The sequence below is a fragment of the Flavobacterium adiutor genome (genome assembly GCF_048282555.1).
In the GTDB taxonomy this organism is placed as follows: Bacteria; Bacteroidota; Bacteroidia; order Flavobacteriales; family Flavobacteriaceae; genus Flavobacterium.
On sequence record NZ_CP182487.1, the window covers coordinates 44,051 to 56,829 of the forward strand.

1 protein-coding gene (cut by a window edge) is annotated in these 12,779 nt (G+C 39.3%); it reads left to right on the forward strand.

The genetic code is table 11. The features are described 5' to 3' along the window. A protein-coding gene (locus ACNC7R_RS00180; RefSeq protein ID WP_417938977.1) for a T9SS type B sorting domain-containing protein crosses the window boundary here: on the forward strand, positions 1 to 12,779 show its beginning. It continues 19,132 nt past the right edge of the window; only the first 12,779 of its 31,911 coding nucleotides appear in the window; the start codon lies at positions 1 to 3; its stop codon lies off the right edge, out of view.

Below are 12,779 nucleotides of genomic sequence, written 5' to 3' on the forward strand. Positions count from 1 at the left end.
ATGAAAAAACCTACGATTCTAAAAATTGCATTATTGTTTTTGTTCATTTTACTAAGCAATATTGGTTCTTCCCAGAATTTAAAACCTTTTGTTAGGCAGTTTAATCAACAGTTGAAAGGAGATTTCCTTGTAATTGGGAATAATATACTTAACAGACGTTCTGTAAGCAACAATGGTAATGTTACAAGCCCTAACACTGCTTATAATGGGACGGGTTTCAATGGTGATTTTGATATGCGCTATATTAATATCGACAATGGTGCTACTTCTGGAATTTTTAGTTCTAGTAGTGCTAATCTTACTGTACCAAATAATCAGGCTCCTGCAGATCCATGTTATAGAATTGCATATGCAGCTTTATATTGGTCAGGTACTTTAAAATCACCTGCAGACAGATCGAATATTAATAAGGTAAAAATCAAGGTACCTAACACTTCAAATAATTCTTATCAGGATATAACAGGTACAATTATTCACGATATCACAACTAGTGCTGGTGGTATTAACCCGGATAATACTCAGGCATATGCTTGCTTTGCCGAAATAACAAGTTTGCTAAGTCCTACAAATCCTAATGGAACATATACCGTTGCCAATGTAGTTGCAAGTCAGGGGTTCAATGGTGGGACAGGTAATTCTGCGGGTTGGTCTCTTTTTATTGTTTATGAAGATTCCAGTTTACCATCAAAAGCAATTTCTACATTTAATGGATTTACTGCAAGGGCACAAGGAGGCGGACCAAACAATACTGTGATTAGTGGTTTTACTACTATACCTACTGGTCCTGTTAAGGCAAGATTCGCATTTGCTGCTCTTGAAGGAGATTATGGTTACACAGGAGATTATCTTCAGATAAACGGAACTACGATCACACCAGCAAGAAGACCTTTACAAAATGGTCAAAATAATTTTTTTAACAGTTCGATAAATTCTCTAAATACATCTTTTACAGATAGAGTTCCAAATAGTACTAATACTTTAGGTTTTGACACCGGTGTTATTGATATAGACCCTTCATCTAATATTATTAAAAATAACGATACATCTGCGACAATAACTTTAGGTACGAGTAGTGATATTTTTATTTATTATTTTACAGCATTTTCTGTAGACATTATTGCCCCTAAAGTTATTTTGACTAAAGCAGTTAAAGATGCCAGTAATAATGACGCCAGTAACGCAGATGTTCATTTAGGTGATGTCTTAACATATGAATTAGGTTTCGAGAATGAAGGAAATGATAATGCAAGATCCTATGTAATAACAGACGAATTACCAATTAATACAGAATTTAATTTTCCAGCAGATATTCTTACATTGCCAACTGGGATGACAATGCCAACTACTGCTGCCGGTAATCAGTTTGTACAATATAATGCTACTACTAGAGTATTAACTTTTAATGTTCCTAATAATTTATTAAAAATAAACGATCCAAAATCACAAATTCGTTTTAAAGTTAAAGTAGTAGATGATTGTTCTAAGCTAACAAATGCTTGTTCGAATTTGATAAAAAATACGGCTTATTCAAATTATTTAGGAACTGATAATACTGGAACATTTAACGATCAAAGTTATACTTCAGTTGCAGGTTGTACTATTATACCTCAGTCTACCAATTTCTTGGTTGGTGTGGATGCCTGTAAAAACAGGAGGCAGGAATTGTGTGGTGCAAATATGACAATTTCCGCATCTGGCGGTTATAAATCCTATTCTTGGTCTACCAGTCCTACAGGATCACCGGTTATTGGAACTTCACAGACATTAACAGTAACACAACCGGGAACTTATTATGTTTATAATACAGCGAATCCTCCATGCGTCGATTTGCAGGAAATTATAACAGTAGAACCTTTTAATCAGTTTAAAACAAATCCGATAATTGAATATGCTGACAACAAAGAATCTAATGGAAGTATTATTGTTTGTCCGGATAATGGAAAACCACTTCCTAAAATTTTTCTTTGTGGTGCAAACGATTCAAGGTTATTAGATACAAAAATTACAGGAGCGACTAGTATAGTTTGGGAAAAGACAACTTGTCTTCCTCCGGCTGCCTTATCAGATTTATGTGCAAATGAAGGTTCTGCTTGCGAAAATCAATGGGTATCTGCAGGGCCTAATGGACCTACTTTTTTGGCGAATGCGGCAGGACAGTATCGAGTTACAATTAACTCTGGAATTTGTTTTAACCGTTATTATTTTAATGTTTACAAAAATGAATTAACGATAAATGAAACTCATAAAGACATTATTTGTAATAATAAAGGTAATATAACTGTTGATAAGTTAACAGGATATGAATATGTTTTAGCTAACGCCAGTGGAACAAATATTACTGGTTATCAGGATAGCAACGTATTTGATATTTGGAATGCAGGTACTTATATTGTTAAGTATAGACTTAAAGGTGTTGCGAGAACCTGTGAATATAAAACACATACTATTGAAATACGTAGAATTGATTTAAATGCCACAGTTGATAATCCTAATGTACAGCCACTTTGTTATGGAGAAAAAGGAAGTATTCAGGTAAGTGCCAGTGATGGTCTTTCAGGATACTACTTTGCATTATATGATGGAGGAACACTTGTACAACAGGTAGGTCCGCTATCAAGCCGAGTTCATGAGTTTTCGAATTTGACTCCAGGTAAATATTATGAAGTTGAAGTAACTACAAGGGATGCCAGTAATAATGTCCAATGTAGACAGCGTGTTGGCAAATACATTAACGGAACAGCTTCTGACATACGAGTGACAGGACGTATTATAGAACCTTTGACCAGTTGTGGTCCGGGAAAAATTAAAGTTTCTGCTCAGGATGGTAATTGGGGATTTTCTTTTTTTGTAAACGGATCAACAGAGCCTCAGGCATCTTCATTAAATGATAATACCGATCCAAATGCTATTATAATTTTAGCTTCAACACCAGGAGATTACACTGTTTTGGTACGTGATTCAAAACTTTGTACAAAAACAATTACTGTAAATGTTCCTGATAATACTAAACCAATTTACACTATTTCGCATACAAATAGTAATTGTTATGACGATCCAGCTCGTATAGATGTAAATTTAACTTCCGGAGGTAATGGATATTCAATAGAATATAGTATCAATAATGGTGGTACGTTCCAGTCAAGCCCTACATTTTTAAATTTAGCACCAGGTACTTATAATGTGGTAGTAAGATACGGTATCACTTTTACCTCTGAATGGAATGGACAACAAACCAAATTCTGTACCGATCCTGCTCAACAAGTTATTATATCAGGACCAACCTCGGCAGTAACTGCATCTGCAGGTGTTGCTGAATTGGCAGGTTGTGGAACTTTACAGGCAGGGCAGCCAACTGGATTGATAAGATTTACAAATGTAGAGGGAGGTTTAGCACCTTACCAATATAGTTTTGATGGTGGTGCAACATGGCAAACTTCTCCTCAGAAGTATGTTGTATCTTCAACAGTTCCTTATGATCTGCGTGTAAGAGATAATAACGGTTGTATTTATAAAATACCTTATAATGTTATCTTAGATCCTAAACCACAGGATCCGTCAATTGACAATAATATTACTCCTATATACAATTGTGATGGTTCTGCTACTGCTACTGTTGTGGTAAATACTCCTACGACAAGTAATGGAACTACCTATACTTATGAATATTATATTAAAAAGAATGGTTCAGCAACTGCTGTTCCAAATACTCCAATAACAAGCAATGTATTTACAAATGTTCCTGTTGGAAATCATACTGTTATTGTAAAATATAATGTACAAACTGTTTCTACTTATAGTAATTTATTGCAGGAAAACTTTGGAAGAGGAGGATTTACAACTACTCCGGGTATTAATCCTGCTTATTGTTTTGAAGATGAAGCAACGACACATCTAGATCCAAATTATAAATGTAATAAGGACGAATGGATTAATGATGGGGAATATGCAGTAGCAAGTAAAATTAGAACTACTTTTAGTGGTTCTTGGTTAAGTGATCCAAGAGATCATACAAATCCAGCTGATAATACAAGTAGATTTTTATGTGTGAATGTTGGAGGTTCAGCAGGTATCGGAGGTATTTTATATAGTAAACCTATTTATGATGTTATACCCAACCAACCGGTAATTATTTCATTATGGGCTGAAAATTTAATGAGGGCAGCTTATACAGGACATGATGATCCAAAACTAACTATACAATTAATTAGTAACTTGAATAATGTTGGTGGAACAGAAACGATTGTTGCAACTACTGATACTGCAAATCCATGGAGAGTACCAAAATCAGAAAAATGGGAATTTAAAGAGTTATCATTAAATCCAGGTGCATACAATAATTTAAGTTTTGTTATACGTTCATATAGTAATGAATTTAATGGGAATGATGTACTAATTGATGATATCTGGGTGCGTCAGATTCCAAAAGCTTGTGGAAACGAAATAGAAATTCCGGTTGTTATTAATACAAACGGAGCATTTAATGCACCTACACCAGGTATTCAGGATGCAAAATGTAGTAGTTCAAATGATGGCAGTATTACCATTACTGCAACCAATTTTGATACGGCTGCAGGATTTTATTATTCAATAGATAATGGAGCATCGTTTATTAATTCTAAGACTTCACCTGTAACAATTTCTGGATTAGGAGTAGGAGTTTATAAAGTAATTGTAAAAAACAATACTACTCCACAGGCTTGCTCATTTTCATTTGATTCAGAAATTAAAGCTCCACAGGCAATATTGATTGTTCAGGTAGATAAAACAAATCCAACTTGTACAGCAGCAGGAACTATTACGGTTACTACAGTTACAGGAGGTACAGGAAGTTATCAATATCAATTGAGTAATTCTTCAGGTATTGTTGCGCCATTTCAGACGAATAAAACGTTCTCTAATGTAGCTCAGGGAACTTATACGATTCAGGTAAAAGATGCAAATGATTGTTTGTCACCTGCATCTGCACCAATAACAATTACAAACCCAACCTCTCCAACTGCAATTCTGGCTGGAGCAACAGACTGGTGTTACACGCCGTCTAATCCTGCAACTTTGGTTGTTACTGCTAGTGGAGGAGTAGGTCCTTATACTTATAAATTAGATAATAATACTCCAATTACAACTAATACTTTTAGTAATGTTGCACCTGGAACCCATACTATTGTAGTAACTGACAGCAATAATTGTACAGCAACAATTCCAAATATTATTATTGAAACACAATTGCAATTAAATGCAACTTTGGCTCAGGATTTAACGTGTTTGGCAGATGGCTCTATTACAACTGCTGTATCGGGTGGGTATGGTCCAAATTATACTTATAGCGTATCTTATAACGGAGGTGCATATACAGTAGTTAATTCCTTCCCTTACGCAGCTAGTCAGGCAGGTAATTATGTATTTACAGTTACAGACAGCAAAGGTTGTACTGCAACAAGTAATACTATAATAGTTTCTCCAAAAACAACACCAACTTTAACATTTAATAAAACCGACATTACCTGTAATAATGCTAATGATGGTACTATTACGGTTACGGCTTCGAATGGTGCTACCACTGTTTATACTTATGCGATTAAATTAAGTTCTGCGACTACCTACACGACTCAGTCAACAAACCAGTTTACTGGTTTAGCAGCAGGTACTTATAATATTAAAGTAATCGACAGTAAAGGTTGTGAATCTGCTGTAAGTAATGTTACCATTATAAACCCAACAGCTGTTGGAGGAACAATTAGTACTACAGATTTAGGTTGTAGCAGCACAGGTACTGTACCAGCCGTCGTAACAGTTATGGCTTCAGGTGGTTCAGGGTCATACCAGTATAGTTTCAATGGAACTACCAATTTTACTTCAAGCAATACGTATTCTACTAGTTCTGCCGGGACTGTAAACGCATATATTAAGGACAGTAAAGGGTGTCAATATGGACCAATACCAGTAGTAATTAATCCTAAGTCATCTATTACTGGTATCGATGTAATGTTTGATACAGGTTTAGAGTGTCCGGCCTACGAAGCTCACGTTAAATTTCAGGCAAAAGGCGGGATAACACCTATTAAATATCAAATTATTTCTGGTCCTGCAGGATATAGTTCTGCTATTGTATCAGATGGTGAATTTAAAAATCTTAAACCAGGGGATTATATTTTTAGGGCTACAGATAAAAACGGATGTAGTTTCGATTTGAATTATCATATAAAAAGTTCTCCGGATATTGTTGCAGGTGGTTCTGTGTTAACACCAATTAAATGTTTTGGTGAAACAGGTACTATTCAGTTCACTGTAAGTGGAGTTAAAGATAGAGGATATGATTATGTAATTAGAAACGCTGCTAATACAGTTATTCAAAGTGCTAATAACATAAGTGAGACTATAACCACTATTAATGTAACTGCTCCACAACCTGCTGGTGTTTATACTATTACAATAAATGATAGAAAAACGAGTTGTCCGGCTACTTATAGCGTTACACTTACACAGCCATCATCGGCATTATCTATTACCAGTGCAGTAGGAACGAATGTAAACTGCAACAATGACAATTCACAGATTACGGTTACAGCTACAGGTGGTACACCTTCATATACATATGCTTATGCGATAAGCCCTTCTACAGTACCTACTTCAACGTATACTTCAGGTTCAGTTTTCACGATTGATACAAATTCAGGAGCAAATATGGCTTGGGATATTTATGTGAAAGATGCCAATGGATGTATTGCAAAAAGAAGAGTTGACATAGCCACAGACAATACCCCATCAGTTACGGCATCGGTGAGTAACCAATGTACAGGATCAGGCAGTAGTTTTACGATTGCGGCTACCGGTACAGGAGGAACAGGAAGTTTGACATATGGAATTGGCGGATCTACTGGAACATTCCAGTCAGGAAATACTTTTACAGTTTCGGCAGGTACTTATACTGTTTGGGTAAAAGATGGCAATGGCTGTACAGCTTCTGCCACACCAATTACGGTTTATCCACAGTTGACTGCTACATCAGCAGTAACCAGAGAGCTTAGCTGTTCACCAACGACTCCAGAGGCTCAGATTACCGTTACAGTATCAGGAGGTAAATCGACTTATACTTATGAGGTTTCTGACAACGGCGGTTCTACATACGCACCAATGGCTAGTAATGTTTATACAGCAGCTAGTGCAGGGACTTATATTTTTAGAGTTACAGATTCCAATACACCAGGCTGTACAGTCACCACTACAGCTACAGTCAATGCGATTTCAAACCCTACCGTAACAGCTACGCAGGTAAATGTTAGCTGTAACGGAGGTGCAGCCAATGGTTCGGTTACCTTGACAGGTGCTGGCGGTTCAGGCGGTTATACTTACAGTAACAATGCTACCAGCGGATTTACTGCAACGTCTACCTTTACAGGATTGGCAGCAGGCACTTATACTTTTTATGTTAAAGACAGTAAAGGATGTCCAGGTTCAGTTACTGTTACCATTACCCAGCCAACAGCCCTTACTACTACAGCTACAGCGACAGCCTTTAGCTGTAATACTACAAACGTTAAGCAGTCTGCAGTTGTTACGATCAATGTACCAACGACAGGTACTGCTCCCTATACGTATAGTTTTGAGGGAAGTGCTTTTACAGGTACAAGAACTTTCACAGTTAATGATAACGGTTCAGACCAGACTATAGATTATATCGTAAAAGACAATAATGGCTGTACTTTCACCGGTTCAGTTACTATCAACAGATTGAATGCACCTGTAATTTCAGGTATTACCCATACCGATATTTATTGCAGCCCGGCTTCTCGTACGACCAGTACCGTTACAGTTGCTTTGGCATCAGGTACAGGAGTTGGTACGATTACTTATGCCATTACCTCACCAGCAGCAGCAGCGACATCAAATACTACAGGAGTTTTCACCGGATTGGCCGGAGGGGTTACTTATAGCTTCAAAGTGACCGATGCTAGCGGTTGTTATGCTACAGGCTCACATACGGTTCCTGTTGCTACTAAGATTGCAGCGATTGCTACTAAGCTAAACGATGTCTATTGTAATGGAGGTTCTACAGGTTCTATCCGATATGATGTAAGCCAGTTTAGTTCTAGTTACAGTTATAAAGTCAACACAAATGCTGCAGTTACGGCTCAGAGTGGAGCTTCGTTTACTTTGCCAAATCTTGGTGTAGGTACTTATGATGTTGTTTTCACAGATGAGACTACAGGATGTACATTCCCTACTTCTGTGACTATAACCGAGCCAAGTTTATTAGGAGCTACAGCTTCAACGGTAAATGCGAACTGTAATGTTGCTACCTCTAAAGTTACCGTAACGGCTACAGGAGGAACTCCGGGTTATACATATGCTTACAAGCAGGATGGTGTTGCTCCGACAGCAGCAGATTACGTTGCCAGCAACAGTGCAGATTTGAATCCTACTACAAATACGCAATGGGATGTTTGGGTGAAAGACCTAAACGGATGTACCGTTAAAGTGGATGTTACCATTACAACAGACAATACCCCATCAGTTACGGCATCGGTGAGTAACCAATGTACAGGATCAGGCAGTAGTTTTACGATTGCGGCTACCGGTACAGGAGGAACAGGAAGTTTGACATATGGAATTGGCGGATCTACTGGAACATTCCAGTCAGGAAATACTTTTACAGTTTCGGCAGGTACTTATACTGTTTGGGTAAAAGATGGCAATGGCTGTACAGCTTCTGCCACACCAATTACGGTTTATCCACAGTTGACTGCTACATCAGCAGTAACCAGAGAGCTTAGTTGTTCACCAACGACTCCAGAGGCTCAGATTACCGTTACAGTATCAGGAGGTAAATCGACTTATACTTATGAGGTTTCTGACAACGGCGGTTCTACATACGCACCAATGGCTAGTAATGTTTATACAGCAGCTAGTGCAGGGACTTATATTTTTAGAGTTACAGATTCCAATACACCAGGCTGTACAGTCACCACTACAGCTACAGTCAATGCGATTTCAAACCCTACCGTAACAGCTACGCAGGTAAATGTTAGCTGTAACGGAGGTGCAGCCAATGGTTCGGTTACCTTGACAGGTGCTGGCGGTTCAGGTGGTTATACTTACAGTAACAATGCTACCAGCGGATTTACTGCAACGTCTACCTTTACAGGATTGGCAGCAGGCACTTATACTTTTTATGTTAAAGACAGTAAAGGATGTCCAGGTTCAGTTACTGTTACCATTACCCAGCCAACAGCCCTTACTACTACAGCTACAGCGACAGCCTTTAGCTGTAATGCTACAAACGTTAAGCAGTCTGCAGTTGTTACGATCAATGTACCAACGACAGGTACTGCTCCCTATACGTATAGTTTTGAGGGAAGTGCTTTTACAGGTACAAGAACTTTCACAGTTAATGATAACGGTTCAGACCAGACTATAGATTATATCGTAAAAGACAATAATGGCTGTACTTTCACCGGTTCAGTTACTATCAACAGATTGAATGCACCTGTAATTTCAGGTATTACCCATACCGATATTTATTGCAGCCCGGCTTCTCGTACTACCAGTACCGTTACAGTTGCTTTGGCATCAGGTACAGGAGTTGGTACGATTACTTATGCCATTACGTCACCAGCAGCAGCAGCGACATCAAATACTACAGGAGTTTTCACCGGATTGGCCGGAGGGGTTACTTATAGCTTCAAAGTGACCGATGCTAGCGGTTGTTATGCTACAGGCTCACATACGGTTCCTGTTGCTACTAAGATTGCAGCGATTGCCACTAAGCTAAACGATGTCTATTGTAATGGAGGTTCTACAGGTTCTATCCGATATGATGTAAGCCAGTTTAGTTCTAGTTACAGTTATAAAGTCAACACAAATGCTGCAGTTACGGCTCAGAGTGGAGCTTCGTTTACTTTGCCAAATCTTGGTGTAGGTACTTATGATGTTGTTTTCACAGATGAGACTACAGGATGTACATTCCCTACTTCTGTGACTATAACCGAGCCAAGTTTATTAGGAGCTACAGCTTCAACGGTAAATGCGAACTGTAATGTTGCTACCTCTAAAGTTACCGTAACGGCTACAGGAGGAACTCCGGGTTATACATATGCTTACAAGCAGGATGGTGTTGCTCCGACAGCAGCAGATTACGTTGCCAGCAACAGTGCAGATTTGAATCCTACTACAAATACGCAATGGGATGTTTGGGTGAAAGACCTAAACGGATGTACCGTTAAAGTGGATGTTACCATTACAACAGACAATACCCCATCAGTTACGGCATCGGTGAGTAACCAATGTACAGGATCAGGCAGTAGTTTTACGATTGCGGCTACCGGTACAGGAGGAACAGGAAGTTTGACATATGGAATTGGCGGATCTACTGGAACATTCCAGTCAGGAAATACTTTTACAGTTTCGGCAGGTACTTATACTGTTTGGGTAAAAGATGGCAATGGCTGTACAGCTTCTGCCACACCAATTACGGTTTATCCACAGTTGACTGCTACATCAGCAGTAACCAGAGAGCTTAGTTGTTCACCAACGACTCCAGAGGCTCAGATTACCGTTACAGTATCAGGAGGTAAATCGACTTATACTTATGAGGTTTCTGACAACGGCGGTTCTACATACGCACCAATGGCTAGTAATGTTTATACAGCAGCTAGTGCAGGGACTTATATTTTTAGAGTTACAGATTCCAATACACCAGGCTGTACAGTCACCACTACAGCTACAGTCAATGCGATTTCAAACCCTACCGTAACAGCTACGCAGGTAAATGTTAGCTGTAACGGAGGTGCAGCCAATGGTTCGGTTACCTTGACAGGTGCTGGCGGTTCAGGTGGTTATACTTACAGTAACAATGCTACCAGCGGATTTACTGCAACGTCTACCTTTACAGGATTGGCAGCAGGCACTTATACTTTTTATGTTAAAGACAGTAAAGGATGTCCAGGTTCAGTTACTGTTACCATTACCCAGCCAACAGCCCTTACTACTACAGCTACAGCGACAGCCTTTAGCTGTAATGCTACAAACGTTAAGCAGTCTGCAGTTGTTACGATCAATGTACCAACGACAGGTACTGCTCCCTATACGTATAGTTTTGAGGGAAGTGCTTTTACAGGTACAAGAACTTTCACAGTTAATGATAACGGTTCAGACCAGACTATAGATTATATCGTAAAAGACAATAATGGCTGTACTTTCACCGGTTCAGTTACTATCAACAGATTGAATGCACCTGTAATTTCAGGTATTACCCATACCGATATTTATTGCAGCCCGGCTTCTCGTACTACCAGTACCGTTACAGTTGCTTTGGCATCAGGTACAGGAGTTGGTACGATTACTTATGCCATTACGTCACCAGCAGCAGCAGCGACATCAAATACTACAGGAGTTTTCACCGGATTGGCCGGAGGGGTTACTTATAGCTTCAAAGTGACCGATGCTAGCGGTTGTTATGCTACAGGCTCACATACGGTTCCTGTTGCTACTAAGATTGCAGCGATTGCCACTAAGCTAAACGATGTCTATTGTAATGGAGGTTCTACAGGTTCTATCCGATATGATGTAAGCCAGTTTAGTTCTAGTTACAGTTATAAAGTCAACACAAATGCTGCAGTTACGGCTCAGAGTGGAGCTTCGTTTACTTTGCCAAATCTTGGTGTAGGTACTTATGATGTTGTTTTCACAGATGAGACTACAGGATGTACATTCCCTACTTCTGTGACTATAACCGAGCCAAGTTTATTAGGAGCTACAGCTTCAACGGTAAATGCGAACTGTAATGTTGCTACCTCTAAAGTTACCGTAACGGCTACAGGAGGAACTCCGGGTTATACATATGCTTACAAGCAGGATGGTGTTGCTCCGACAGCAGCAGATTACGTTGCCAGCAACAGTGCAGATTTGAATCCTACTACAAATACGCAATGGGATGTTTGGGTGAAAGACCTAAACGGATGTACCGTTAAAGTGGATGTTACCATTACAACAGACAATACCCCATCAGTTACGGCATCGGTGAGTAACCAATGTACAGGATCAGGCAGTAGTTTTACGATTGCGGCTACCGGTACAGGAGGAACAGGAAGTTTGACATATGGAATTGGCGGATCTACTGGAACATTCCAGTCAGGAAATACTTTTACAGTTTCGGCAGGTACTTATACTGTTTGGGTAAAAGATGGCAATGGCTGTACAGCTTCTGCCACACCAATTACGGTTTATCCACAGTTGACTGCTACATCAGCAGTAACCAGAGAGCTTAGTTGTTCACCAACGACTCCAGAGGCTCAGATTACCGTTACAGTATCAGGAGGTAAATCGACTTATACTTATGAGGTTTCTGACAACGGCGGTTCTACATACGCACCAATGGCTAGTAATGTTTATACAGCAGCTAGTGCAGGGACTTATATTTTTAGAGTTACAGATTCCAATACACCAGGCTGTACAGTCACCACTACAGCTACAGTCAATGCGATTTCAAACCCTACCGTAACAGCTACGCAGGTAAATGTTAGCTGTAACGGAGGTGCAGCCAATGGTTCGGTTACCTTGACAGGTGCTGGCGGTTCAGGTGGTTATACTTACAGTAACAATGCTACCAGCGGATTTACTGCAACGTCTACCTTTACAGGATTGGCAGCAGGCACTTATACTTTTTATGTTAAAGACAGTAAAGGATGTCCAGGTTCAGTTACTGTTACCATTACCCAGCCAACAGCCCTTACTACTACAGCTACAGCGACAGCCTTTAGCTGTAATGCTACAAACGTTAAGCA